This is a genomic window from Streptomyces sp. SID5469, assembly GCF_009862865.1.
In the GTDB taxonomy this organism is placed as follows: domain Bacteria; phylum Actinomycetota; class Actinomycetes; order Streptomycetales; family Streptomycetaceae; genus Streptomyces; species Streptomyces avermitilis.
Genome location: NZ_WWIN01000001.1, coordinates 6944704 through 6970822, shown reverse-complemented (window position 1 = coordinate 6970822; position 26119 = coordinate 6944704). Strand labels below are relative to the sequence as shown.

The following is a 26119-nucleotide window of genomic DNA, read 5'->3' as shown; positions in this document are numbered from 1 at the left end:
TGACGCGCCGCGGGGCTTCGGGGTTCCCGAAGTCACACTTCATTCACACCAGTTGAACAGCGCCACCTCCGTATCCGTATGAGTGGGTGGCCCGTGCTCCCCCGCACGGGCCACCCAAAGACGGAGGGCCCGTCCTCCCCAGCGGGCCCGTCCCCTACGGAGGTTCCATGGCCGAAAACGTCACCTCGCTGTTCCGCAGCACGTCGGCGCACAGCCCGTCGATGGCCGCGCTGACGCGGGAGAGCGACGGGGCCGGCCCGGTGGACTTCTGTATTCCCTGCAACCCGTACTTCCCGACGCCCGCCATGTTCGACGACCTGGCCGGCCGGTTGCGGGAGATCATCACGTACTACCCGAGCAGCGCGGACACCATCACGGCCGAGCTGTGCAATCTGCTCCAGCTGCCGCCGCAGTGCGTCGCGATGGGCAACGGATCCACCGAACTCATCACCTGGATCGACCATCTGCTGGTCCGCGAGTCCCTCGCCATCCCCGTCCCCACCTTCGGCCGCTGGACCGACCAGCCGATGGAGACCGGCAAGCGCGTCGACATGTTCCCGCTCCAGGAGTCCAGCGGCTTCGCCCTCGACCTCGCCCAGTACGCCGAGTTCATACGGGCCCGCGGCACCCGGGTCGCCGTCATCTGCAACCCGAACAACCCCGACGGCGGCTTCATCCCCCGCCAGTCGCTGATCCAGTTCATGGACGCGATGGCGGACCTGGACCTGATCGTCATCGACGAGTCGTTCCTGGAGTTCGCCGACGCGGAGAACGAACCGAGCGTGGTCGAGGACGCGGTGATGCGCCCCAACGTCATCGTGCTGCGCAGCCTCGGCAAGAACTTCGGCCTGCACGGCATCCGCTTCGGCTATCTCGTCGCCAACCCTGCCCTCGCGGGCAAGGTGCGTTCCATGCTGCCCAAGTGGAACCTCAACTCCTTCGCGGAGACCGTGGTGTTCATGCTCAAGGAGCACGGCGCCGAATACCTGGAGAGCCTGCACATGGTCCGCCGGGACCGGCTCGACATGGCCCGCCAGCTCTCCGCGCTGCCCGGTCTGACGGTCTACCCGTCGCAGGGCAACTTCCTCTTCGTGCGCCTCCCCGTGGGCGCCGAAGGCACCGTGGTCCGGGACCGACTGCTCACCGAGCACCGCATCCTGGTCCGCGAGTGCGGCAACAAGATCGGTTCATCCAGCCGCTTCCTGCGACTCGTGGTGCGCCCCCAGGTGGACGTGCGTCGCCTGGTGTCCGGCCTGGAACAGGTGCTCTACGGGACCAGGAGGGGAGCCGCCGTGCCCGAGCTGGGCACAGGGACCAGCTACAGCTCGGGTACGGCGGCGGTGGACCGGTTGGTGGGGGAGACGAACGGGGCGGGGATGCCGGGTCTGGCGGCCCAGGCGGCGGGGATGCAGTCCCTGGCACCGGGGGCCGCCCAGGCGCAGAACCCCTACCCGCCGCAGTCTCCGTACCCGACACCGGCCCCGGCCGCGATGCCGGCGCCCGCTCCCATGCCCGCCCCCGCGATGCCCGCGCCGGCCCCCATGCCGTACGCCGCGCCGGCCGCGGCCATGCCGAGCATGGCTCCCGCCCCCAACGCGCCCATGCCGGGCATGGCCCCCGCCCCGGCCGCCGGGCTGACGGCGGTGGCGCAGACCGGCATGCCCGGTCTCGCCAGCGCCGCACAGAACAACCGCCGGGGCATGGGCGCCGCACAGGGCCTGACCGCCGCCCAGGTCAGAGGCCGCACCCAGCCGGAACCGACACCGGAGCCGACGGGCTGGCCGGCCGCGGGGGCGATGTACAACCAGGTCGGCTAGGTCCGTCGGCACCCTCCCGTCGCCCCCGGCGTTCCCTGCCGGGCCTGCCGGTCGAGGCGGGCGCCGGTGTCAGGAGGCGGCCCGGCTCCGCTTGAGCGCCTCGATGCCGGCCCGGTCGGTGTCGTCCGGCGCCGCGTTGAGGCGGTGGATCAGCACCCAGCGGCCGTCGTCCAGCGCTCCGGCGAAGACCGAGGCGTCACGCGTGGCCCCGTTGTGCCAGCGCAGGGGGCCCGCCGTCTGCCAGGTCGGCGCGGGCTCCCCCAGCCGGCGTTCCACCAGGAGGCGTACGACCAGGTCGGCCGCCGCGCGCGGGGTGGCCCACAGGCCTCCCGCGGGCAGGATCGCGCCGTGCATCGTCCACGGCCTGCGGGGCCAACCGAAGAGCCCCGGGGCGGGCAGGCGCCTGCTCGGGTCCGGGTGCGCGGTCACCTCCGCCAAGTCCAGCGGACGAAGGACGTACTCGGTCACCAGCTCCTCGTAGCCGGTGCCGGCCGCGGCGCTCAGGGCCTCGCCGAGGACGGCGTAGCCGAGGTTGGAGTACTCCTCCTGACGGCCGGCAGGGCGGGTGGCGATCGCGTCGAGCCGGTGCAGCAGCCGGTGCAGCGCGGGACGGTCGAACTCCGCGTACGGGTCCCGACGGGAGACGCGGGGCGGCAGACGGGGGAGGCCGGAGGTGTGCTGGGCCAGGTGCCGGAGCGTGATCCCGGTACCGGGGGCCGCGGGAAGCCACCGCTCGACGGGATCGTCGAGCTCGAGCACCCCGGCCGCGGCCATGCGGGTCAGTGCGGTGCCGGTGACGACCTTGGTGAGCGAGCCGATTTCGACGAAACGGTCCAGGGCATGACCGTCGCCGACGTCGGGGGGAGCCGCGTCGCTCAGAACGCAGGTCGGGGTACGGCGCACGATGGGGCCTTCGACTGGGGCGAGCCGGATCTTTCAATCGGGCGAGACGGTACGGCGCAGGGCGGAAGAACCACCGAACGACGCTGGGACGGGTGCTCTCATCCGGCAGCCCCCGCTGGAAGGTGATTCCGGTGGGGGCTGCCGGCAGAGGAGCGGCGGAGGCATACGCACGACCGGTCGTCGGTCGTGTGCGGCCGGCCGGTCAGTCGCGGCGGATCAGTTCCGGGTCGACACGGCGGCCTACCAGTGGCAGCGAGCTCGCCGCCGCAGCCGCTACCACGCCTGCCGCGGCGAGTGCCAGCAGTGGGACGCCGGGCAGATCCCAGCGGACCGTGCCGCCCCCGGTGATCAGGTAACTGGACTCGGCGAGTTTGCCCGTGACGAGTGCCAGAACCAGGCCGAAACCCAGCGGCAGCACGACTTGGGCGCACTGTCGGTGGACCAGAGAACGCGCGACAGCGACGCGCTGGCTCTGCCCGCCGGAGACCTGTGCGGGCCGACGCTCACGCAGTCCGCCGAGTCCGAGACGTTCGAGCACCTCGCCGGCTGCCGCGAGCGCGGGTCCCTTGCGCTGCCCGGCCAAGCGGAGCGGCAGGGCGGTGTTCTCCTCGACGGTGAGTTCCGGGAGCAACTCGCCGTATTGAAAGACGAATCCGAAGCGCTCCCGGCGGAGCACGCTGATCTCCTCGTCGGCGAGGTCGCCGAGTGCCCGCCCTTCGAACCGCACCTGACCGCGGGTGGCGGGCAGGACGCCGGCGAGACAATACAGCAGCGAGGATTTGCCGGAACCGCTCTGCCCGGTGATCGCCACGACTTCCCCGGGGGAGACCGAGAGGTGAGCGTCGCGAACGGCCGGCTGATTGCCGTAGGAGAGGTCAACTCCCGTAGCAGTAAGAATTTCTGACATGCTGTTGGCTTCCCCCAAAGAAGCGTGCGGGCCCAGGGGTACGCCCTGAGCCCGCGGTCTTGCCGGAGCGACCGACTACCTCTGGTAGTGCTTGGTCGGCGAGCAGTTGTCAGGGTTCAGTGAGCCCTTGTCACGGCAGACGCGTATGTACGCGTCGTCGGTGTGAAGGGCGGCGCCGTCCCAGTTCAGCTTGTCGAGGGGGACGGACTTCTTCTGCTTGCCGTTGTAGCGGCTCCAGTCGTAGCCCTCGACCCGCACCTGCATGTAGACGTTGTGCCCGTCACCGTTGTCGGCGTCGTTCAGATTCCCCGCCCATTCGAACGCGCCGTGGTTCTGGCCCGAGGGTCAGAACGCGTACGTGCCGCCCGTGAACGAGGCGCCACCGGTGCTGAGCGTCGGAATGGTGTGCCAGGAGACCGCCATCGCGGTCCCGGCGCCAAGGGCGAAAAGTCCGCCGGCAAGAACACCGACTGCCAACTTACGCATTATTCCTCCCGTTTCTTACTTGGCCCTGGTTGGTCGTGTTACGTCCAGAGTCGCGGCAAAACTTAACAGGAGGCAGGAAAAATGAAGACAGAAATAACCGAAATATATCCCGATTTGACCCGCCCCATCCATGGGGTTCTTTGCTTTTCCTTGACGCTCTACATTTTGAGGAAGTGCGTGATGTCCGGTTCATGATCATAGGTCGTCCCCCGGGGACACCGTTGCGCTTGGCCGGCTGCACCGAGGACGAGGCTCCCGACCTTGAGGTGCAGAGCAATTGCCAACAGAGGCAGGTTGGGTGACGTGCCATCAGGCGACGACCTCAACACGCTCGACCAGGACGCCGTTCGCGAACTCGGCACCCGCGCGCGTCAACGCTTCCGGCGCACCCGAACGACGCCTGCGGCACACCCCGCTCCCGTCACATGCCCGTGATTTCAGGCCACTTACGTCACAATCACGGAACCCGGAAGCCTCGCCGAGGCGGGACGCGTGAAGGGTGTTCAGTGCGGGCTGCCGTTCACCGCCAGCGCCCGCGTCAGCCATCGGCCGACGCAGCCATAGGTGAACCACCGCGTCCGGCAAGGTACTTGACGGCATGTCACTTTGCCCAACGCACAGCGCTTCAACAGGAAGTGTTCCTACGGTGCCGTGTTCATGACAGACACTTCAGAGCCCTCGATCGGGCGTCGCACCGTACTGATCGCGACCGGCGCCACGGCCGTCACCCTGGCCGTGAGCGCCGCCGCCGCGACTGAAGCCCCCACAGCCGACGCGAAGGACGCGGCCCCCGCCGCCGCGGCGGCCGTCTGCACCCTCACGAAGGAGATGACCGAAGGCCCCTACTACCTCGACGGCGCCCTCGTCCGCGCCGACATCACCGAGGGCAAGGCGGGCATACCGCTCAAGCTCGCGCTCACCGTCGTCGACGACTCCACCTGCGCCCCCATCAGCAACGCGCTCGTGGAGCTCTGGCACTCCGACGCGCTCGGCGAGTACTCCGGATTCGTCGGCAACAACGGCCACTCGGAGCCGGACAACGGCAAGTTCCTGCGCGGCGGCGTGCTGACGAACTCCAGCGGCGTCGCGAACATCACCTCGATCTACCCCGGCTGGTACCGCGGCCGCTGCGTCCACATCCACGTCAAGGTGCACACCGGCGTCACGCTCACCTCCGACGGCTCGTTCACGGGCGGCCAGGAGCTGCACACCGGCCAGTTGTTCTTCAACGAGACGGTGACGACGGCGGTCGCGAAGATCTCCCCGTACTCGACCAACACGGTCACCCGCACCACGCTCGCGCAGGACTCCATCTACGACGACGGAGGCGCCGCGTCCGGCCTGCTCACGCTCACGGCACTGGGCAGCTCGACGTCATCGGGGTACGCCGGGACGCTCACGCTGGGGGTCGACCAGGGCTGAGCTGATCCGGTTTCGACGTGATCCCGTTCCGGCGCGATCTCGTCCCGACGTGATCCCGTTCCGGCGTGATCTCGTGCCTGCGTGATCTCGTGCCTGCGTGATCTCGTCCCTGCGCGACATCGCGAACGAACATGTTCGCTACGTCCTTGTTCGTAGCGAACATGTTCGTTACTGTCTTCGTATGACACCGCACTCCCCCTCCCCCCGAAGCCGCCGCGAGCGGCCCGCCAAACCGGCCCTGACCCGGGCCGGGATCGTCGCGACCGCCGTCGAGCTGATGCGCGCCGAGGGGCTGGAGCGGGTCACCATGCGACGCCTGGCCCAGGAGCTCGACACGGGCCCGGCGTCGCTGTACGTGTACGTCCGCAACACCGCGGAGCTGCACGCGGCCGTCCTGGACGAGCTGCTGGGCGAGGTGGACCTGTCCCCCGTCCGGTCCGCGGGCGACTGGCGCGACCGGCTCGCACGCCTGCTGACGTCGTACGTGGAGGTGCTGTTCGAGCACCCGGCGCTCGCCCGCTCGGCGCTGGTGGCCCGCCCGTCCGGGGAGCACTACCTCGACCTGGTGGAGGCGGTCCTCGCGCTGCTCGCCGAGGGCGGGGCGGCGCCGGAGCGGGCGGCCTGGGGCCTGGACCTGCTGCTCCAGTACGGGACGGCGACGGCGGCCGAGCACTCCACGCGGGCCGAGAGCGCCGACGCGCAGCGGGACCGGGAGGCACTGACCGCCGTACTGGACAACTCCTCGCCGGACCGGCACCCGCAGATCACCGCCCTTGGCCCCGACCTGATCGCCGGGGCCGGCGAAGCCCGCCTGGCCTGGGGTTTCCAGGTGCTGCTCAGCGGAATCGTGACGGCACCGGACCCGGACACGACCCCGGCCGCGGGCACGGGCGCGGACGCGGGCACGGGCGCGGGCGCGGGCGCGGGCGCGGACAAGAACTCAGCCCCGGACACGGCCACGGACACCACACCGTAAGACCACCCTTCAAGGAGCTCACCATGTCCACGCACGCATCCGCGCACGGATCCACCCACACATCCACCCACCACCCCATAGCCGTCATCGGCGCCGGTCTCGGCGGTCTCGCCGCGGCCCGGGTCCTGCACGTCCACGGCATCGAAGCGGCGGTCTACGAAGCCGACGCGTCCCCGACCGCCCGCCACCAGGGCGGGATGCTCGACATCCACGGGGAGTCGGGGCAGGCCGCACTGCGGGCCGCCGGGCTCTACGAGGAGTTCCGGGCGATCGTGCACCCCGGAGGCGAGGCGACCCGCATCCTCGACAAGGACGGCACGGTCCGGCACGAGGAGGGCGACCGTCCGGAGGAGGGCGACCGCCCCGAGGTGGACCGCAACGATCTGCGCCGCATCCTCCTCGACTCGCTGCCCGAGGGCACGATCCGCTGGGGCGCGAAGGTGACGGGCGCGCGGGCGCTGGGCGGGGGCCGTCACGAGGTGACGCTCGCGGACGGCAGCGTGTTCACGACGGACGTACTGATCGGCGCGGACGGGGCCTGGTCACGGATCCGCCCGCTGCTCTCCCCGGCCACCCCCGCCTACACGGGCATCTCCTTCGTCGAGGCCGACCTGCACGAGGCGGCCACCCGGCACCGTGCGGCGGCCGAACTGGTCGGCGGCGGATCGATGTTCGCGCTCGCCGAGGGGAAGGGGATCCTCACCCACCTGGAGACCGACGGCTCGGTGCACGCGTACGTCGCCCTCAAGGCCGACGAGGACTGGTTGTCGACCATCGACTTCACCGGCACCGACACCGACACCGCCAAGAAGACCCTCCTGACGCACTTCGAGGACTGGGACGACCGTCTGCGCGCCCTGATCACCGACGCCGACGGAGCGCTGGTCCCGCGCCTGATCCACGCCCTGCCCGTCGACCACCGCTGGGAGCGCACCGCGGGCGTGACGCTCCTCGGCGACGCGGCCCACCTGATGTCCCCGTTCGCCGGCGAGGGCGCGAATCTCGCCCTGCTGGACGGCGCGGAACTGGCCACGGCCCTGGCCGCCCACCCCGCCGACCCGGAGTCCGCCCTCACGGCCTACGAGCGGTCCCTGTTCCCCCGCAGCCACCGGGCCGCCGGCGAGTCCGCGGCGAACCTCACCTTCATGTTCGGCCCGAACGCCCTGGAGGAACTGGTCGGCATGATGAGTGGGCACGAGCCGTCCGACCGCTGACCGAATAAGGCACGCGACGCGCGGAGTGCGTCCCAACTCCGGTGCATAACACAGAGGTTGGGAGTTAGGTCCCCAGCTCATTCACAGCGCCGCATCAAGGCTGTCCTCAGGTGCGCCCCTAATTTCCATGTCCATGACTGAGAACCAAGCGCAACACGAGCAGAACGACAACAACGTCCCGCAGCCCGCGAGCCACCGTCGGGACAAGAGTGTTCAGCGGCGCCGTATCCTCATCGGCGGCGGCACCATGGCAGTGGCGGGCGGACTCGCCATCGCGGGCATGGCCTCGGCCGACCCGGTCACGGACAGCACGACGAAGGCCGACACATCAGGTTCCGCGACCACGTCCGCCTCCACGTCCGCCACCACCTCCTCCGGCGTCTGCACCCTGAACGCCGAGGTCACCGAGGGCCCGTACTCCCTCGACGGCGCCCTCGTCCGCGAGGACATCCGGGAGGACAAGGAGGGCGTCGAGGTCCAGTACACCCTCACCGTCGTCGACACCGCGAACGACTGCGCCCCGCTCGCCGACGCCCTCGTCGAGATCTGGCACTGCGACGCGCTCGGCGAGTACTCCGGTTTCGTCGGCCGCAACGGCCACACCGAGGAGGACGACGGCACCTTCCTGCGCGGCGGGCAGCTGACCGACTCCGACGGCCAGGTCAAGCTCATCTCCATCTGGCCCGGGCACTACGTCTCGCGGGCCGTGCACGTCCACATGCGGGTGCACACCGATGTGACGCTCACCGACGACTCGTACACCGGCGGCGAGGTCATCCACACCGGCCAGCTGTTCTTCGACGCCGACATCAACACCGAGATCCAGGCCATCTCGCCGTACTCGGACAACACCACGAAGGAGACCCAGCTCGACGACGACTCCATCTACGACGACGGCGGCGCGTCGAGTGGTCTGCTGACGCTGACCGCGCTCGGCTCCAGTGTGTCGGACGGTTACAAGGCGACACTGACCGTGGGTGTCGACAGCTCCAGCTGAGCCGTCGACTCCCGCTACGCGGTCACGGGCTGCCGCTCCTCGGCCGACTCGGCCTCCGCCGCCCTCTCCCCCGGACGGGCGCGGATCGAGTACGCCAGGGCGGCAGCCCACAGCGCGCGGCGGACCACACCACACCCGGAATCCTCAGGGGTTCTCCCAGGCCGCGGGCTCCGGCCTCACGGGTTCTCCCAGGCCGCCGGTTCCGCGGCCAGTTCCCGTACCGGTGCGGGCAGTGCGTCCGCCGCGATGTCGGCGAGCGTGACGCCCTCCAGGATCTTGCGCACATTGGCGCGCAGGGCCACCCACAGCGGCAGCAGCGGTTCGGCGGAGCCGGTGTAGGTGAGGCCGGTGGGCCGTTCACCGCGTACGGACACGATCGGGCCGTCGACCGCGCGGATGACGTCGGCGACGGTGATCGTGTCGGCGGCGCGCGCGAGGCGGTAGCCACCGTTGCCGCCGCGCCGGCTGGCGACCAGGCCGCCGCGGCGCAGATCGCCGAGGATCCCCTCCAGGAACTTGTGCGGAATGTCCTGCGCGGCGGCGATGGCCTCCGCCTTCACCGGGCCGTCGTCCTCGCGGACGGCGAGTTCCAGTACCGCCCGTACCGCGTAATCCGCTCGTGCCGAGATCCTCATACGCCCATTGTCGGGCGTCGCGCTGTGGACAATGGCCGCACCCGCGCCCCCGAGGAGACTCCGTTGGTGTTGAGCAGACGTACCTTCAGCGCGATCGCCGGCACCGCCGCGCTCGGTCTGGCGCTTCGGCGGGAGCACCGGCGTGTACGCCGCCGCCACCGCCCCCACCGGCCCGGCCCCCGGCCCCCCGGCCCCGGACGGCCGCCCGCACACGGTGGGCTTCGACCAGTACTCCCTGCTCATCGACGGCAAGCGGGTCGTCCTGTGGTCCGGCGAGGTGCACCCCTTCCGGCTGCCGAGCCCGTCCCTGTGGCGGGACGTCCTGCAGAAGATGCGCGCCCACGGCTACAACGCCGTCAGCATCTACGTCTCCTGGAACTACCACTCCCCCGCCCCCGGCTCGTACGACTTCACCGGTGTCCGCGACCTCGACCTGTTCCTGCGCATCGCCGCCGAGACCGGCCTGTACGTCATCCTGCGACCGGGCCCGTACATCAACGCCGAGGTCGACGCTGGCGGCTTCCCCGGCTGGCTGACCGCCACCGAGGGCACGGCCCGCACCTCCGACCCGACCTACCTGTCGTACGTGGACGAGTGGCTGACGGCCGTCGACCGGATCGCGGCCCGGCACCTGTTCACCCGGGGCGACGGCACGATCGTCCTCTACCAGGTGGAGAACGAGTACGCCGACCACGTCACCAGTCCCCTCGGCCGCGACTACATGGCCCACCTGTACGCCAAGGTCCGCGCTGACGGCATCGACGTCCCCCTCTTCCACAACGACAAGGGCCGGAACGGACATTGGGCGCCCGGCACCTTCGACACGGGCGGCGAGACCGGGCGTTGGCTGTACGGCTTCGACGGCTATCCTTCCCCCTCCGCGCCGCCGCCCGACTGGGGGTACTTCGGCGTCGGCGGGGTGAAGGGCGGGTCGACGGCCAGCCCCCGGACCCCGGGGTTCGTCCCCGAGTTCGGCGGCGGCTGGTTCGATCCCTGGGGCGGGGCCGAGTTCGACGGCAAGGGGTACGCCGAGTCGCGCCGGACGCGGGACGCGGCGTACGAGCGGCGCTTCTATCTCACCAACCTCGCCAACGGCATCAAGCTCCACAACGTCTACATGACCTTCGGCGGCACATCCTGGGGCTGGCTGCCCGCGCCGATCGTCTACACGTCGTACGACTACGGAGCCGCCCTCGACGAGGCCCGGCAGCCGACCGCGAAGCTGGTCCCGATGCATCAGCTCGGGCATCTGCTCCAGTCCGTGCCCGAGCTGGCGAAGCTGGACCGGGCGGACGACGTCACGATCGACGAGGCGGGCGGCGAGGGGGGCGCCGACCTGGGGATCAAGGGGATTGAGGGAATCAAGGCGTACCACCTCGTCAACCCGGACACGAAGGCGCACTTCCACGTGCTGCGCAACGACACATCCGACGACCGCCGCGTCTCCCTCCACCTCGACTCCGAGACGTCCGTCACCGTGCCCGTGCCCGGCCTCGACGCCCGGCTGATCGCCACCGGAATCGCGCTCGGGCGCCGCAGGCTGCGGTACTCCAGCGCCCAGCCCATGCTGTGGCTCACCGCCGGGCGCCAGGACATCGCCGTGTTCACCGGCCGGCCGGGCGATCCGACGGAGACGCTGCTGGAGTGCGCGAGCAAGCCGAAGGTCACGGTGCTGGAGGGGACGGCCCGCTACGCGTACACGGACGGCGCGCTACGGGTGGACGCCGAACCCGGCGCCGCGGCAAGGGTGTTGGTGGAGGGCGGCGGCGCCACCGCCCCTCTCCTCCTGCTCTTCGCCGACGACGAGGCCTCCGCGCGGCTGTGGCGGTACGACACCCCGTCGGGGTCGGTCCTGGTACGCGGCCCGGCGCTGCTGCGGACGGCGACGGTACGCGGCACCACCGTGCACCTCGCCGGGGACACGGTGAAGGACGCGGACCTGGAGGTGTGGGCGCCGCGCGGGGTGTCCGACGTGGTGTGGAACCGGCGCACGGTGCGGACGCGCGCCACGGCCTCCGGCAGTCTGCGGGCCGTGCGGCGGTTGCCCGGCGCTCCGAAGGTGACGCTGCCCGCGCTCACCGGCTGGCGCCGACAGGCCGAGAACCCGGAGTCCGCCGCCGACTTCGACGACTCGGCATGGCGGACGGCCGACCGGACGTCGTCGTACAGCACGACGCCCGTACCCACCGGCGGGCCGGTCCTCTTCTCCGACGACTACGGCTTCCACTACGGGGACGTCTGGTACCGGGGCCGTTTCGAGGGCGGCTCCGTTGCCGACACGGTGTCCTTCTCCTATGTCACGGGCACGCAGGGGCTGCTGATGGCGTGGCTGGACGGGAAGCCGCTGGGCACGCACCGGATGCCGGTGCCGGACAAGAAGACGGTGCGGAAGGGGACCTGGTCGGCGACGGCGACCTTCCCGGTCGAGGTGAGGGAGACGACGGACGCCGGCCCGCACGTCCTTGCCGTCCTCGTCCGCCGGATGCAGCACGACGAGGACGGCAAGGCGAACGACAGCCACAAGGCGGGGCGGGGTCTGTCCTCGGTGACCTTCAATGGCGCCTCACCGGAGGTGAGTTGGCGCATTCAGGGTGAGGCGGCCCCCGACCCGGTGCGGGGGCCTTTGAACAACGGCGGTCTGTACGGGGAGCGCAACGGCTGGCACCTGCCCGGGTTCGCTGACGGCCGCTGGCCGGCGGCCGACTTCCCGCGCAGCGAGCGTCGGCAGGGCGTGACCTGGTACCGGACGGGCTTCCGGCTGACCGTGGACCCGGAGGTGGACGCCTCGATCGGACTGACCCTCACGGACGACGACCCCGCCCGCGCCTACCGCGTACAGATCTTCCTCAACGGCTGGAACATGGGCCAGTACATCAACGACGTAGGTCCCCAGCACACCTTCGTCCTGCCGAACGGGGTACTGAACACACGTGGGCCGAACACACTCGCCCTCGCCGTCCTGTCCGACGGGACGACGTCGTCGGGGCCGGGGAAGGTGGAACTGACGCTGCTGGGACGGGCGGCCGGCGGGGTCCCGGTGACGCTGGTGGACTCTCCGGGTCGGAGGAACTGAGGAGGCATCACGCCCGCTTTCCGCGCGGCACGTCGACCTCGGCTCGTACGGTCTTGCCGGGCGGGTCGCGGTCCAGCACCTCCCACCGGTCGGCGAGCGCCTCGACGAGGAGGAGCCCGCGCCCGGACTCCTCGAAGGGCTCCGGCGACCGTACGTCGCCGGGGCCGGGCGGGCGCAGTTCGTCGCGGGTGTCGGTGACCTCGATACGGACGCTGCCCGGGACGAGCGAGAGCCGCAGTTCGAAGTCGCGGCCCGGTACGCGGCCGTGGGTCACGGCGTTCGCCGCCAGCTCGGCGACGATCACGGCGACGGTGTCGGACGCGCGCGAGCCGTGCGGGATGCCCCAGGCGTGCAGCTGGTTCAGGGCGAGATGCCGGGCGAGGCGGGCGCCGAGCGGGGTGGCACTGAGGCGCTGGGTGAACACACGTACGGTAACCGGGCTTTGGGGGACGGATGGTGCGGTCATGCCCCCAATGTGGCGGTGATCGAGGGCACTTCACCAGGTCGGCGCCACGTACGTTGCGCGAGCGTACGTGGCTACGGGGTGGACAGTACCGGTCACTGGGCGTAACCATGGCCCGCGGGAGGTGACCGATGGCGGTCGATGGTGCGGTGGGGACGGGCGGCGGCGAGCCGGACGCGTCGGACAGTCTGCGGACGTTCGGGGCGGTTGTCCAGGCGCTGCGGGAGCATGCGGGGCTGAGCCGGGAGGAGTTCGGGGAGCGGGTGCGGTTCTCCAAACACACGGTGGCGTCGGTGGAGTTGGGCCGACGCATGCCGGATCCGACGTTCGTGGAGCGGGCGGAGGAGGTACTGGGGAACACGGGGGCGTTACGGAAGGCGGTGGGGCATCTGGCGCGGCAGCCGGGGTTGGCGGCGTGGTTCAGGCAGTGGGCGCGGTTGGAAGCGAACGCGATCACCCTGTATACGTACGAATGCCGGATGGTTCCGGGGTTGTTGCAGCCGGAGGCGTACGCGCGGCAACTGTTCGCGGATGAGTTGCCGCCGCTGGACGACGAACAGGTCGAAGCTCAGTGGGCGGCGCGGGCGGACCGTCAGCGGCTGTTGCGGGACCGCCCGAATAGCGCGTTCAGCTTCATCCTCGAAGAGCACCTGCTCCTGCGACGGACAGGCGGTGTGGGGGTCACACGAGGGCTCATCGACCACATCATGGAGGTCGCGCAGCTGCGAAACGTCGAGATCCAGATCATGCCGTTGGTGCGGGAGTCGCATGCCGGGCTACATGGTCCGATCCGACTGCTGGAGACCCCAGAGAACCAGTGGTTCGCTTACAACGAGGGCCAGCAAAGCGGGCTGTTGATCTCCGACTCAAAAGTGGTCAGCGTGCTCAAGCAGCGGTATGCCAGGATGCGTTCACAGGCTCTCACCTTGGTGGACTCCTTGAGCCTGCTGGAACGGATGCGAGGAGAACTATGAGCACCGACCTGGCCTGGTTCAAAAGCAGCTACAGCAGCGGTTCCGGCGACGACTGCGTGGAGGTCGCCCTCTCCTGGCGCAAGTCCAGCTACAGCAGCAGCGGCGACGGCGACTGCGTCGAGATCGCCACCTGCCCCTCCACCATCCACATCCGCGACTCCAAGAACACCCAGGGCCCCCGCCTCACCCTCTCCCCCACCGCCTGGGCGGACTTCGTCACCCACACCGCCCGGCCCTGACCCTCTGCCCCTCTGCCCCTCAGCCGTTCTTCTGGGCGGCAGCCCGCCGCTGCCGCTTGCCCAGGGGCGCCTGAGAGAGGTCCTCGGCCTCTCCCAAGTCCAGGAAGCGGAACGTGAAGGCGGGCCGGGCTCGTAGCTGAGGTACCCCTCGGGCGTGAAGGCCGCGCGCAGAACGTAGTGTTCCGCGGCACGGGCGAGGAGCCCGGCACGCTGGTCGGGCGTGAGCCCGTCGAGGACACCCCGGACGATGACGCGGAAGATGCGATCACTCATCCCGCGCCCCTAGCCAGCGGGATCGGCGCGCTGCCACTGCGTTTCCGGGAGCCGGCCGACGAGCCTCACGTGGAAAATTCACCGAGCCAGCTGCACTGGAGGAGACTCGACGCTATCCGTACAGCGCCTTCTGAATACCGTCAGCCGCCTGCTGCGCTTGCTCGTCCGTGAGATCCGTCGGCACAAATCCGCGAGACTTGACGTGCTCCATAAAGTCATCCGGGGCCGAGACTCCGTACTCGCGGACAAAGTACGCCCAGTACGTCGGCCACGCCCACTCCCCATCGGTTGAGAAACCAAAGGGAACGACAGGCCCCTTCTCCACGCCGAGGGGGTCAATGATGTTCCCCGCAGACATCAGCATCTGGGATCCCTCGAGATACTGAGCCAACGGTTCACGCAAAGAATCGTCGAGCTGACCGATCTGCTCCCGCAAGGAGATCTGTTCAAATCGTTCGGCATCCGCTGAATCGATTTCCGTAAAGGCTGGGAGGATGCGCATAGGACTCCTATCTCTAATCCACAGCCCACTCAGAGCGGGGGATTTCCTCGACGTAGCCACCGGGATGGTAGCGGTAGAAGGTATTCGGAAGTGCTGGCACGCTGTTGACGAACAGAAGAAGGTCACGGTGCACTCCGAAGCGTCCCCACTGGTCGGCGTAGAGGAAGCCGTCGGGAGCGATGACGGGTGCGTCCAAATCGCGTGCGAGTTGCGAGGCGAACGACCCGTCCACATGGCCCGTGTTGCATGACAGAAGCCTAATGGGTGTCCCAGGAGCGTAGTCGGCTCGCCTTCGAACGATGTCCGCCAACTGCCGAGGATTGAGTTCCCGTCCTCCGGCCGTGTCCATCAACGTGTTGTGTGGCGTGCCATGAGCCACGACGTCGTAATGCCCGGGAAGCGGCTTCGACTTCAAGGCTTCCCGGTAGAAGGCGTCATCCGGCCGCATCATGGAGAAGCCGTCCCGTTTCAGCCCCAGAGAATGCGTCTGTGGAGTGGGCGTAGGCGTGCCCCTGCCTTCGAGTCCGGGCCCGTCGTGGGGTGCACTCGCGTGCGGAACCGCGTGGTCGTCGAAGGGATGCGCCGGATTGCCGTCCGGTATTCCGTGATCCACCGGATCATGTCCGCCGTGGGCGACCTCAGCGCCTGCGCCGTGGTGCCCGTGCTCACCAGGCGCATGGTCACCGGTATGGCTCGCATCCTCCCCTATGCGACCTGCGTCATCCAGGCCACTGCCCTTGTGCGGAACCTCGTGGCCGCCGCCAGGCAGTGTGTCCGTGGTGGATCCGCCCGGCATGTCGTGGCCGGCGGTGGGAGTGGAGTCCACGTCGTCAGCACGTCCGCCGGACAGATCGTGGCCCGCCTGGCCGGGGAGACTGTCGCCCGCGTGCACGGTCGGGGTGCCCGCGTTGTCTCCGGTGCGGCCTACGTCGCCGAGGTCATCGCCCAGGCTGTCGCCGAGGCGGACCGTCTGGCCGGCGTTGTCGCCGACGTGAGCGGCGTTGTCCGCGGTGTGCGAGCCCGCTCCGACCAGCGCCGGTTCCCTGACCGGAGAGGGCGTGTGCGGCACGTCCGAACCGTCCGCCGGGTTACCGCCGGCGGACGGCTTGTCGACCACGTCGGTGGGCGCGTTGTCGACGCTGTCGACCACGTTGCCCTGGTGGTCGAGGATGTTGCCCTTCGGGTCCAGGTACTGGGCCGGGGCACCCGGCTCGGTCGGCAGTTTCGTCGTGCCCTCGGGGAACGCCGGGGTGTCGTCGGGGAGTTTGAAGTTGCCGTCGGGCAGCTTGACCGCGCCCTCCGGAATCGCCGCGCCCTCCGGGATATGCACCGACCCGTCGGGGAGTTTGAGCGCGCCCTCCGGGAGAGTGATCGCGTTGTCGGGGAGCTTGGGGATCTCGATGTTCCCGATCCCCTTCAGACCCTTCGCGATGTCACCGATCTTCGACAGCCCCGCGCCCGCGCCCTTGGTGATGTACGTCATCGGGTCGATGAACTTGCCCGCCTTGCCCGCGACGGACAGCACCTTCGCGACCGCGCCCGCCTTCCCGGCACCGGCCGCCGCCCCGCCCGCACCACCGGTGAACACGGTGGTCAGCACGTTGAAGGTGACCGCACCGGCAGCACGCCCGGGGTTCTTGCCCCACTCGTCCCACGCCACCAGCGCCTTGCCGGTCTCCTTCATCGCGGTACGCGAATCCCGCAGCCAGGAGGGCAGCTTGTCGTCCGGCAGAGTCCAGAACAGCGCGCTCGCACCCGGAATCGAGGAGATCGCCAGACCGGTCGCGAGCTGTGCGAGGCCCTTCCAGGCCTGCCCCATCGCGTCCCAGCCGCCGAACCCGACCAGCGTGCCCAGACCCTTGATGGTGCCCCAGACGCCGTCCACGATCAGGCCGTCCCACACGAACGACTTGACCCAGTGCCCGACCTCCCAGACGTGATGCTTCTCCTCCATCGGGTCACCCCAGGGAAGCTTCGCGTTCTTCAGGTCGTCCGCGTTGAACCCGTACTGGTCCTTACGGTCCGAACCGTCACCCGCCACCATCTGCGTCCCACCGAACAGCTTGGTGATCGCGTTGTGACACGTCCGCTCCGCCGCCCAGAACGCCGCGACCGTCGCCGTCACGTCATCCCGGATCTTGTTGTGCTCGTCGATCTTGTCCTCGTCGTACTCCCAGTCGTCGTCACCCTCGACCGAGCTGACGAACTTCGTCGCGTCCAGCTTCAGCTGCTCCAGCTTCTGGACCAGCGGACGCACCTCGGTCGCATACGACGACAGGGCACCGGACACCTTCTCCAGATCGTCCGCGAAACCGTCCGCGCGATCGGCCACCGGCTTCGTCGACGCGAACAACTGCTCCGCCTCCGGCGCCGTGTAATACGCCGACAACCCCTGGAACTGCGAGTGCACGTCCTTGCCGGTGGTCCGAATACTCCCGGCAACCGTCTTCAGACTGCCGTAGTCCTTCTCCAGCTGTTCCAGATTCCCCGTGAACTGCGGAATCGCCTCCGGCTTGATCACCCGGACTGCACCCCCGATTCGCTCACCGAGCTGTGGCAGGACGAGTGCCGCGAGGCCACCGTTCGCCTTCCCTGGAACGCCACCCGCAGCGCCGTTCCTCTCAGAGCGCCTCCAGTCCTACCCCGGATGGTCTGCGCACGACTTCGCCCGGCCCGCTCGCGTGGCATGGCCCGCACGCCCACGGAATCGATGTCCCAACCCGTCATCCTCAGCCCCCGCTGACAATCACAGACTCAACTATTCGATCATTTGTATCAATCGGGTGATCGACGGTCTATCAACCTTCAAGCCAAAGCCCGTTCAGGGAGCATCTCCCGGACGGGCTTCGACGCGCACCTGCCTCACACTCACTGGGGAAGTCATCGACCGCGTCCAGAAGCGGGGCTCGACGGCCAAAGTCGACCTTCAGCAGCGGCGGTTCCGGCGACTGCGTCGAAGTCGCCCTCTCCTGGCGCAAGTCCACCTACAGCAGTGGCTCCGGCGACGACTGCGTCGAGATCGCCACCTGCCCCTCCACCATCCACATCCGCGACTCCAAGAACACCCAGGGCCCTCACCTCACCCTCTCCCCCACCGCCTGGGCGGGCTTCATCACGCACGCGGCCGCCCGGAGCTGACCCCGAAAGATCGTTTGGAGTGGGAGTCCAAGGCGATCTGGACAGCGCGAAAGGGGCCTGTCACCTTGCTCTCATGACGTCATCGGGGGCTGATCACGAAGCCTTGGCTCTTGCCCTTGACCACGCGTGGCGGTGGTACGAAAACCGCATTGGGCGGGGGTACCAGGTCGTCAACGCCATGCTGATCTGGACAGCCATCCTGGCTACCGCGTACGCAGCGGCGCTGAACGCGGACATGCATGGCGTCGCCGGGCTCATCAGCTTGATCTGCGGCGCGAGCCTGGGCGGCGCCTACCGAGAAGGTAAGAGGCTTCGCGCCTCAGCCGCCTTGGCCGAAGACGTCATCATGAAAATTCAGGAGCGCTTGGCGACCACACTCACCATCGACTCACTACGACTGGTGGAACGCGAGCGGGCCGCCTCTTCCTCAAGCAGGATGTTCTGGCACCGCCCGGTCACGACGCAGACGGTCTTCATCGGCGTAGTCGTGTCGCTGAGCGGCGCCGTCTATACCTGGGTAGCCACCCCTTAGAGGTCCCAACAGAAGTCGTTGGGGGTGTGGGTGGCTGTCGGCTTGGGCGCTCGTTGGGTTGGCGTGGGGAGCAGAGTTGAGTTGCGCCCACGGGCCGCACGGATGGTACGGATGGTGGAGACTGGGTGGATGTCCCACGACCCCGGCGCAGTCCTGTTCATAGCGCTCGGCCTCGTACTTGTCGCCGCCGGACTTGTCTGGAAGGGGCGCGTCCTGCGCCCCCTCTCAGCAAAACGGTCCCAGGCGGCCCTGGCCCGGGACCGATCCAGGAATCTGCTGCGCGCCGCGGACATGGCGATCGCCGAGGCTCGCCGGAGGGCCGCACACGACGAACCGGTTGTCGTCACGGTCGGCGACGTGATCAGCGTGGCGCGTCAGCACTACGGGCACGTCTCTGTGGAGCGCGAACAGGCGGCTGCCGCCCTCCGCCGACGCTACGAGGCCGCCAGGTGCCGGGCGGACTGCGTGACGGACGCTTTCAACTGACTGCCCGCCGCCGCGTCGGCGGTCGCGTCGATCTCCGCCTTGATCGGTTGCCGTCCGCTTCGCATCCGGCGACGGCTGCGGCGAGATCTCACCACCCGGGATACCCCACGCTCACCGACCCCGAGTCGGCCGACACCTCGACGGACCGGTGCGACGCGGGCTGCTGGAGCTGGTCGTCGATGTGTACCCGGCCCGAACCGGCATGGCCACGGACGCGGTAGCGGGAACCCGGTGGGACCGTGACGGTCAGGGAACCGGAGTCGACCGTGCCGGTGACCCGGCGGGGTGCGGCGCCGAAGTCCAGTTCCACCGTGCCGGAGTCGGCCCGGGCGTGCATCTCGGGGGAGAACAGCACCGTGCCGGTCACGGACCCCGAGCCGGCGTGGGCGGTGACGGGGCCGTGGACCGCGTACAGCTTGACCGTGCCCGAGCCCGTGCGGATGTCCAGCGGGCCGGTGAGTCCGCTGGCCCGGACCGTGCCGGAGTCGCTCACCACGTGCACCGGTGTGCCGTCGGGAACCTGAAGGTCCAGCGCGATCCGGCAGCCCATGCTGGTCATGGCGAACGTGCCGTCGCACGCGGTGCGTATCTTCAACCGGTCGCCGACCCACCACCGTTCGACCTTGGGGGGACGGCTCAGCGACCAGGACAGTCGCTGCTGGATGCGGATGCCGCCGTCCCGGCCCGGGCCTACGCTGACCTCCGCGCTGCCCGCCTCCACGTCGACGGATCCGATCCGGTGCCGTTCGCTGGTCTCGGTCACGTGGGTCGAGCGGGTCTGGCGGGCGAACTGCCCGTACGCCTCACTGCCGAGAGGGGCCAGGACGAAGAGGGCGCTGATGACCGCGACGGTGATCCACAGGCCCCGGTGGCGGGGACGCGACGGCAGACTCATACGCCGTCCAGGAACCGCAGCACCGCCAGGACCCGGCGGTGGGCGCCGTCCGCGTGGGGCAGATCGAGCTTGGAGAAGATGCTGTTGATGTGTTTGGCGATCGCGCTCTCGCTCACCACGAGTTCCCCGGCGATACCGGCGTTCGACCGGCCTTCCGCCATCAGCGCCAGCACCTCGCGCTCACGTGGGGTGAGCCGCTCCAACGGGTCGGCACCGCCGCGGCGCAGCAGGAGCTGGGCGACGACCTGCGGGTCGAGCGCGGTACCGCCGCCCGCCACCCGGCGCAGCGCGTCGATGAACTCCTCGACGTCGGCAACGCGTTGTTTGAGGAGGTAGCCGATGCCGCCCGCCTGCGCGGAGAGCAGATCAGCGGCGTAGCGCTCCTCGACATACTGGGAGAGCAGCAGTACGGCCGTCTCGGGCCACTGCCGTCTGATCAGCAGGGCGGCTCGTACCCCCTCGTCGGTGAAGCCGGGCGGCATCCGGACGTCGACCAGCGCCAGCTGCGGCCGGTGTTCCTCGACCGCGGTCAACAGGCCCTCGGCGTCACCGGTTTCGGCGGCCACCTCGAACCCGGCCATCTCCAGCACCTTGACCAGCCCGATCCGCAGCAGGACCGAGTCCTCGGCGATCACAGCACGCACGGCAGCTCCACGGTGATGAGGGTCGGGCCCCCCGGGGGGCTGTCGATCTCGATGGTCCCGTCGACCGACCCTACGCGTTTGACCAGGCCGGCCAGTCCGGTGCCGTGCGCCGGATCCGCGCCGCCGGTCCCATCGTCGTGGACGGTGATCCGCAGCCGGTCGGCCCGGCGCCGCAACCGCACGCCGACCCGGGTGGCCCGCGCGTGCTTGGCGACGTTGGTGAGCGTCTCCGAGACGACGAAGTAGGCGACGGCCTCCACCGTGGGCGAGGGCCGCTCGGCCATGTCGACGGTCAGCTCCACGGGCAGCGGGGCGCGGGCGGCGATCCCGGAGAGCGCGGCGTCCAGTCCCCGGTCGTCGAGCACCGCCGGATGCAGGCCGCGCACCAGGTTGTTGAGCTCCTCGATGGCCTCCTTGGCCTCGCGGTGCGCCTCGTCGATGACCCGCCTCGCCTCCGGCGGCAGATCGGTGAGGGTGGCGCGGGCGAGCCCCAGGTTCATCGCCAGGGAGACCAGCCGCTGCTGGGCCCCGTCGTGCAGGTCCCGCTCGATGCGCCGGCGTTCGGCATCGGCCGCGTCGAGGGCTCCGGCCCGGCTGACGGCCAGGTCCTCGACCCGGCGCCGCAGTTCACCGGCCCGGCTGGGGCCGAGCAGCGCCGCCGCCGCACCGGTGTCGAGCCGGACCACGGCGGCCGCCACCCACGGGGTGAGAAGCAGCAGCAGGACACCGAGGACCGTGAGCGGTACATACTGCCGGGACCAGTCGGGCATCGAGGCCCGCAGCGGCACCGCCCACAGCCACGACAGCACCAGCGTGCAGACCAGTCCCACGCCCCAGGCGGCGACCACCACGACACCTCCGACGGCGGCCAGGGGCGCAGCCACCAGGTGATAGGCGCACTGCCGCCACGTCGACTCCGCACGCAGCCGGCCGGTCACTCCGCGCCAGGTGTACCAGGGCGCGGGCGCCGGGACGCGTGGCACGTCGAGTTCGAGGAGCGACCAGAAGCGGCCGCGTTGCAGGGCGGTGAGCACCCCGCTGGCGAGCAGCATCAGCAGGAGGGCGGTTCCGGTCTTCCAGGGGGCGCACAGGGCGAGCCAGAGGGCGGCCGCCGCGGGCAGCGCCAGGGGTAACCCGGCGGTGACGAAAGCGGTGTTGCGCCACGCCCAGGCCGACCAGGGCGCGTGTGCCGCGGCCCAGTCGAGTGCGCGCCGCCGCGGGCCGTTGGTTGGCATGAGACAACCGTAGACGGCCAGGTCAGGGCGGTGCCATGCAGTGGGGTTCAGGGCCGGGGTGTACCTGGCACCACCCCGGGGTCGGAACCGTGCGCTACTGACCCGGGGTGGGCCGGGCGGCTTGGCTTGAGGGCGTACCCGACCGGAAGCAGGAGACGCCATGTCCACCCTTGTGACGCCGCCCCGTTGTGCGACGCCCGCCCGCTCTCTGCCGGCCGCCGGGGGTCCGCTGTCCACGGCGCTGGTGTGCGGGGGTGCCGCTCTTCTGCCGTGGATGGTGGTGCTCGCCAGGACGCTGCCCGCGACGGCGGAGGTACGGAACTGGTCTTCGGCATGGGTGGGCCTGGACGCGGCCCTCGCCGTCGGGCTGGCCGGTACGGGGCTGTTGCTGCGGCGCCGTGACCGGCGTCATGTCCTGGCTGCGGCGGCCACGTCGGCGCTGCTAGTGATGGACGCGTGGTTCGACGTCCTGACGGCCCGGGCGGGCGTCGAGTTGCTGACGGCCGGCCTGCTGGCCGTCTGTGTCGAGCTGCCGTTGGCGGGGGTGTGCGCGCGGATCGCGGTACGGGGACTGCCGGGCCGGGATGCACGCTCCCTGGCCGGCCCGCACCGGCTCCCGGTAGAGCGATAAGCAGAGAATCGGACATATGGAAGGAATGTTAAAACCCTTCACAGGTAGGGTAATTCGCGCAGTGTGTGTATTCGCCGGTCCAGTCTCGGACCGGTCGTCCGCCCGCTGTCGGCCCATGCGGTGGAGCAGACATTTCCGTGTGCGGGACAAGACCCCCCACCCACCTCAGGGAGTGCCATGTTCACCCTCGCCTTGCCTACGCCGCCGCCACTCGCCCAGGCCCGGGGCTCCGGATTGAGTGCCGCGTTCGCGGCAGGGGCCGTCATTCCCGTGGGCGACACCCCCGGGGGAATCGCTCTCACACCCACTGGGACCCGCGCTTACGTGGCCAATCACGGCTCGAACACGGTGAGTGTGCTCGACACCGTCACCGACACCGTCATCGACACCATCGCCACAGGGGGCGGGCCCAACGCCGTAGCGTTCAGCCCGGACGGTACCCGGGCGTATGTGACCGTCGCCGACGACGGCCTCGTCAGCGTGATCGACACCGCCACGAACACCATCGTCACGGACATCGCCGTCGGGGCGGGAGCGACGGGGGTGGCCGTCACTCCGGATGGCAGTCGCGTCTACGTGACCCTGCAGAGTTCGGACACGGTGGGTGTGATCGACACCGCCACCAACACCGTCACGGCCTCCATCCCGGCCGCGGGCACGCCACTCGGACTGGTCATCACCCCGGACGGGACGCGCGCCTACGTCGCATGTCTGTTCGCGAATGCCGTCAGAGTGATCGACACCGCCACCAACACCGTCATCGCCACGATCCCCGTCGGTCCGGTTCCCATCCTGCTGGCGGTCAGCCCCGGTGGGACACACGTCTACGTCACGAACGTCGGCAACTCGACGGTGAGCGTGATCGACACGGCCACGAGCGCCGTCATCGCCACCGTCGGCGTCAGTGCTCAGCCGCGCTTCGCGGCAGTGAGCCCGGACGGCTTCCACGTGTACGTGGCGAACTCCGGCCCGGACACGGTGAGTGTGATCGACACCGCCACCCAGACCGTCGTCGAGAACATCGGCGTGGGAGACGGTCCCACCGGCATCGCGCTCCTGCCCGACGGAACGCGCGCCTACGTGACCAACGCGGTGGCGGGCACGGTCGGTGTCATGGCGACGACCGTGATTCCCGACCAGGGCTCGACGGCAGGCGGGACCACCGTGACCCTCACCGGTCACCACCTGGCCAACGCCACCGCCGTGCACTTCGGCACCGCCCAGGCTGTCATCACCGCCAACACGGCGACCTCGATGACCGTCACCGCTCCCGCCGGATCCGGTGCCGTTCCCGTGACGGTCACCACCGCGGGTGGCACCGGCACCCTCGGACACTTCTACTACGTGCCGGTCCCCGCCCTCAGCGGCATCAACCCCGCAGCGGGTCCCGTCGCGGGCAGCGATGACGAGATCGTCCTCACCGGCCGTCATCTCGCCGGAGCCATCGACGTGTACTTCGGCACCACCCGAGCCGTCATCCAAACCGTCTCCGACAACCAGGTCACCGTCAGGGCCGCCGGCGCCCCCGCACCGGGCGGCACCGCCGTCACCGTGATCACCGCCGGTGGGAGCGCGGGCGGCCTGTCCTACACGTACCTCGACCCGTCCACCGTCACCGGCGTCAGCCCCGACTCGGGACCGACCACCGGCGGCACCGAGGTGACCATCACCGGCACCGGCCTGGCCGGCACCGAGCAGGTCACCTTCAACGGCATCCCGGCAGCCTTCACCGTCGTCTCCGACAGCACCCTGACCGCCACCACCCCGCCCAGTGGCGCCGCCGGCCCCGTCGGCGTCACCGTCACAGGCCCCGGCGGCGCCCCGGCCGGAACGTTCACCTACGTCTCCGAACCCGACATCTGACGTACGCGCCGGCCCGCCGCGCCGCGCCACACCGGTGACGGTGACCGTCCGTCAAACCGAAGCCCGTCCGGGGAGCACCTCCCGGACGGGCTTCGGCCGCACGCCCTGCCTCACGCCTGCGTCATGCCTACGTCATGCCTGCCTCACGCCAGCCGGATCACGTTCCACGACAGCGGCGCGAGGGCAGCGGTCAGGGTGCCGTCCTGGAGTGCGGTCCCGGAGACCGTTCGCGGGGCGACCCGCTCCTGGTCGTCGAGGGTGTTGCGGGCGTCCGGGTCGGTGTCCGTCAGCACGCTGTGTTCGACGACCGACGTCAACTCCAGGCCGTTCAGGGCCACTTCGAGCGGCAGCGGCTCGGTGCGGCTGCGGTTGACCGCGAACACCGTGACCGTGCCGTCGTCCGCGCGGACCGCCGTGGCGTGCAGCAGGTCCGCCTCGCCGTACTTCTTCGTCTCGTACCGCGGCGAGTCCACCCGTACGTCGAGGACCTGTCCGCGCCCGTACCTGGCGGCCTGGGCGAACGGGAAGAACGTCGTCTGCCGCCAGGACGCGCCGCCCGGCTCGGTCATGATCGGCGCGATGACGTTGACGAGCTGGGCGAGGCACGCGACGGTCACCCGGTCCGCGTGCCGCAGCAGCGCGATCAGGAGCGAGCCGAAGACGACCGCGTCCAGCACGCTGTAGTTGTCCTCCAGGAGGCGCGGGGCCTCGGGCCAGTCCAGCGGGTCGGCCAGGGCGGACTCCTCGTGGCGGGACAGGTACCAGACGTTCCACTCGTCGAAGGAGAGATTGATCCTCTTCTTCGACTTGAGCTTCGCGCCCACGTGGTCGCAGGTCGCGACGACGTTCTCGATGAACGACTCCATGTCGACGGCGGAGGCGAGGAAGGAGTCCACATCGCCGTCGAGAGGTTCGTAATACGCGTGCAGGGAGATGTGGTCGACCAGGTCGTACGTCTCCGCCAGGACCGTCGCCTCCCACTCCGCGAAGGTGGACATGGACTGGCCCGAAGAACCGCAGGCGACCAGTTCGACGGAGGGGTCGATCTGGCGCATGGCGCGGGCGGTCTCGGCGGCGAGGCGGCCGTACTCCTCGGCGGTCTTGTGGCCGGTCTGCCAGGGCCCGTCCATCTCGTTGCCGAGGCACCACAGCCTGATGCCGAAGGGGTCCTTGTCGCCATGGGCCGCGCGCAGGTCCGACAGGGCGGTGCCCGAGGGGTGGTTGGCGTACTCCTGGAGTTCCAGGGCCTCGGCGACCCCGCGCGTGCCGAGGTTGACGGCCACCATCGGCTCGGCCTGCGGGCCGACCTTCTTCAGGAAGGCGACGTACTCGGAGAGGCCGAAGCGGTTGGTCTCGGTGGAGCGCCAGGCGAGGTCGAGGCGGCGGGGGCGCTCGTCGACCGGGCCGACCGAGTCCTCCCACTTGTAGCCGGAGACGAAGTTGCCGCCGGGATAGCGGATCGCGGTGACTCCCAACTCCCGTACGAGGTCCAGCACATCGGTGCGCAGACCCGCCTCGTCGGCCGCGGGATGGCCCGGCTCGAAGACTCCGGTGTAGACGCAGCGGCCGAGGTGTTCGACGAAGGATCCGAAGAGACGGGGGTCGACCTCGCCGACGGTGAAGGCGGGGTCGAGGGCGAAGCGGGCAGTGCGCATGGTGTCCTTTCGGGAGTGTGCAGCCTGTTCAGGCTGAGCCTCGGGACGGGAGCGACAGCGGCACGCTGCGGTTCAGGTCAGGTCGTCCCATGCCCTGCCCTTACTGTTCGATATTCCGGATCATGCTCGTAACTTCGAACGGGACCGTAAGGAGTAAGC

24 protein-coding genes and 2 pseudogenes are annotated in these 26119 nt (G+C 69.7%); 13 read left to right on the top strand and 13 right to left on the bottom strand.

The window, feature by feature from the left end:
- Positions 1-167 precede the first annotated feature (167 nt).
- Positions 168-1817, top strand: coding sequence for a histidinol-phosphate transaminase (locus tag GTY58_RS30080; RefSeq protein ID WP_010987167.1), 1650 nt, complete (start codon positions 168-170; stop codon positions 1815-1817).
- 69 nt (positions 1818-1886) lie between these two features.
- Here the strand turns inward: GTY58_RS30080 and GTY58_RS30075 are convergent, their stop codons facing one another.
- From GTY58_RS30075 to GTY58_RS40975, 4 genes are all read right to left on the bottom strand, one after another.
- Entirely contained in the window at positions 1887-2720 is an 834-nt protein-coding gene (locus tag GTY58_RS30075) for a serine hydrolase domain-containing protein (RefSeq protein WP_010987166.1), read from the bottom strand.
- 202 nt (positions 2721-2922) lie between these two features.
- Positions 2923-3627, bottom strand: a complete 705-nt coding sequence (locus GTY58_RS30070) for an ATP-binding cassette domain-containing protein (protein WP_078234528.1) — start codon at positions 3625-3627, stop codon at positions 2923-2925.
- Between the two features lie 75 nt (positions 3628-3702).
- Positions 3703-3891 carry a hypothetical protein gene (locus GTY58_RS40980; RefSeq protein ID WP_010987164.1) on the bottom strand — a complete coding sequence of 63 codons (189 nt, stop codon included), beginning with the start codon at positions 3889-3891 and terminating at the stop codon, positions 3703-3705.
- Positions 3892-3972: 81 nt separating this feature from the next.
- Complete coding sequence (locus tag GTY58_RS40975; RefSeq protein ID WP_237528912.1) at positions 3973-4113, bottom strand: hypothetical protein; 141 nt, start codon at positions 4111-4113, stop codon at positions 3973-3975.
- A gap of 657 nt (positions 4114-4770) precedes the next feature.
- Between GTY58_RS40975 and GTY58_RS30060 the strand changes: the two genes are divergently transcribed.
- From GTY58_RS30060 to GTY58_RS30045, 4 genes are all read left to right on the top strand, one after another.
- Entirely contained in the window at positions 4771-5535 is a 765-nt protein-coding gene (locus tag GTY58_RS30060) for an intradiol ring-cleavage dioxygenase (protein WP_010987163.1), read from the top strand.
- A 181-nt stretch (positions 5536-5716) separates the two neighbouring features.
- Positions 5717-6511: a TetR/AcrR family transcriptional regulator C-terminal domain-containing protein gene (locus tag GTY58_RS30055; protein WP_010987162.1), complete on the top strand. Its 795-nt coding sequence runs from the start codon at positions 5717-5719 to the stop codon at positions 6509-6511.
- A gap of 23 nt (positions 6512-6534) precedes the next feature.
- Positions 6535-7725 carry an NAD(P)/FAD-dependent oxidoreductase gene (locus GTY58_RS30050; RefSeq protein WP_010987161.1) on the top strand — a complete coding sequence of 397 codons (1191 nt, stop codon included), beginning with the start codon at positions 6535-6537 and terminating at the stop codon, positions 7723-7725.
- Positions 7726-7858: 133 nt separating this feature from the next.
- On the top strand, positions 7859-8722 hold the full coding sequence (locus tag GTY58_RS30045) for an intradiol ring-cleavage dioxygenase (RefSeq protein ID WP_107083265.1): 864 nt from the start codon (positions 7859-7861) through the stop codon (positions 8720-8722).
- A gap of 176 nt (positions 8723-8898) precedes the next feature.
- Here GTY58_RS30045 and GTY58_RS30040 read toward each other — a convergent pair whose 3' ends face one another.
- Positions 8899-9357, bottom strand: coding sequence for an Rrf2 family transcriptional regulator (locus GTY58_RS30040; protein ID WP_010987159.1), 459 nt, complete (start codon positions 9355-9357; stop codon positions 8899-8901).
- 63 nt (positions 9358-9420) lie between these two features.
- Here GTY58_RS30040 and GTY58_RS30035 point away from each other — a divergent pair.
- A pseudogene (locus GTY58_RS30035) lies at positions 9421-12430 on the top strand (beta-galactosidase).
- A gap of 7 nt (positions 12431-12437) precedes the next feature.
- Here the strand turns inward: GTY58_RS30035 and GTY58_RS30030 are convergent.
- Positions 12438-12896 carry an ATP-binding protein gene (locus tag GTY58_RS30030; RefSeq protein ID WP_010987157.1) on the bottom strand — a complete coding sequence of 153 codons (459 nt, stop codon included), beginning with the start codon at positions 12894-12896 and terminating at the stop codon, positions 12438-12440.
- 128 nt (positions 12897-13024) lie between these two features.
- Between GTY58_RS30030 and GTY58_RS30025 the strand changes: the two genes are divergently transcribed.
- The gene (locus GTY58_RS30025) at positions 13025-13867 is read left to right on the top strand and encodes a helix-turn-helix transcriptional regulator (protein WP_010987156.1); all 843 of its coding nucleotides are present in this window, start codon (positions 13025-13027) and stop codon (positions 13865-13867) included.
- A complete protein-coding gene (locus tag GTY58_RS30020; RefSeq protein WP_010987155.1) occupies positions 13864-14106 on the top strand; it encodes a DUF397 domain-containing protein in 243 nt (80 codons plus the stop codon). The genes GTY58_RS30025 and GTY58_RS30020 overlap by 4 nt, the downstream gene beginning before the upstream one ends.
- Before the next feature lie 19 nt (positions 14107-14125).
- Here GTY58_RS30020 and GTY58_RS40970 read toward each other — a convergent pair.
- From GTY58_RS40970 to GTY58_RS30005, 3 genes and pseudogenes are all read right to left on the bottom strand, one after another.
- Positions 14126-14379: pseudogene (locus tag GTY58_RS40970) on the bottom strand (DUF6204 family protein).
- Positions 14380-14491: 112 nt separating this feature from the next.
- A complete protein-coding gene (locus tag GTY58_RS30010; protein WP_037645519.1) occupies positions 14492-14881 on the bottom strand; it encodes a hypothetical protein in 390 nt (129 codons plus the stop codon).
- A gap of 13 nt (positions 14882-14894) precedes the next feature.
- Positions 14895-17402 (bottom strand): hypothetical protein, encoded by a 2508-nt coding sequence (locus tag GTY58_RS30005; RefSeq protein WP_010987153.1) that lies wholly within the window; start codon positions 17400-17402, stop codon positions 14895-14897.
- Positions 17403-17752: 350 nt separating this feature from the next.
- On the opposite strand from GTY58_RS30005, the gene GTY58_RS30000 reads away from it, so the two are divergent.
- The 3 genes from GTY58_RS30000 (at position 17753) to GTY58_RS29990 (ending at position 19037) form a co-directional block, all read left to right on the top strand.
- Positions 17753-18019, top strand: coding sequence for a DUF397 domain-containing protein (locus tag GTY58_RS30000; RefSeq protein ID WP_078234540.1), 267 nt, complete (start codon positions 17753-17755; stop codon positions 18017-18019).
- Between the two features lie 73 nt (positions 18020-18092).
- Complete coding sequence (locus tag GTY58_RS29995; RefSeq protein ID WP_107082948.1) at positions 18093-18551, top strand: hypothetical protein; 459 nt, start codon at positions 18093-18095, stop codon at positions 18549-18551.
- A gap of 129 nt (positions 18552-18680) precedes the next feature.
- Entirely contained in the window at positions 18681-19037 is a 357-nt protein-coding gene (locus tag GTY58_RS29990; RefSeq protein ID WP_037645762.1) for a hypothetical protein, read from the top strand.
- An 88-nt stretch (positions 19038-19125) separates the two neighbouring features.
- Here GTY58_RS29990 and GTY58_RS29985 read toward each other — a convergent pair whose 3' ends face one another.
- From GTY58_RS29985 to GTY58_RS29975, 3 genes are read right to left on the bottom strand one after another with little or no spacing between them, the layout of a single operon-like run.
- The gene (locus GTY58_RS29985) at positions 19126-19932 is read right to left on the bottom strand and encodes a DUF4097 family beta strand repeat-containing protein (protein WP_010987150.1); all 807 of its coding nucleotides are present in this window, start codon (positions 19930-19932) and stop codon (positions 19126-19128) included.
- The gene (locus tag GTY58_RS29980; protein WP_010987149.1) at positions 19929-20576 is read right to left on the bottom strand and encodes a response regulator transcription factor; all 648 of its coding nucleotides are present in this window, start codon (positions 20574-20576) and stop codon (positions 19929-19931) included. The genes GTY58_RS29985 and GTY58_RS29980 overlap by 4 nt, the downstream gene beginning before the upstream one ends.
- Positions 20564-21811, bottom strand: a complete 1248-nt coding sequence (locus GTY58_RS29975; RefSeq protein WP_037645515.1) for a sensor histidine kinase — start codon at positions 21809-21811, stop codon at positions 20564-20566. The genes GTY58_RS29980 and GTY58_RS29975 overlap by 13 nt, the downstream gene beginning before the upstream one ends.
- 160 nt (positions 21812-21971) lie before the next feature.
- Here GTY58_RS29975 and GTY58_RS29970 point away from each other — a divergent pair, with 160 nt between their 5' ends.
- Both GTY58_RS29970 and GTY58_RS29965 read left to right on the top strand, forming a co-directional pair.
- Complete coding sequence (locus tag GTY58_RS29970; protein WP_042493727.1) at positions 21972-22442, top strand: LPXTG cell wall anchor domain-containing protein; 471 nt, start codon at positions 21972-21974, stop codon at positions 22440-22442.
- A gap of 270 nt (positions 22443-22712) precedes the next feature.
- Complete coding sequence (locus GTY58_RS29965; RefSeq protein ID WP_042493723.1) at positions 22713-24305, top strand: IPT/TIG domain-containing protein; 1593 nt, start codon at positions 22713-22715, stop codon at positions 24303-24305.
- Between the two features lie 143 nt (positions 24306-24448).
- Here GTY58_RS29965 and GTY58_RS29960 read toward each other — a convergent pair whose 3' ends face one another.
- On the bottom strand, positions 24449-25960 hold the full coding sequence (locus tag GTY58_RS29960) for an alpha-N-arabinofuranosidase (protein WP_010987145.1): 1512 nt from the start codon (positions 25958-25960) through the stop codon (positions 24449-24451).
- Between the last annotated feature and the right edge of the window lie 159 nt (positions 25961-26119).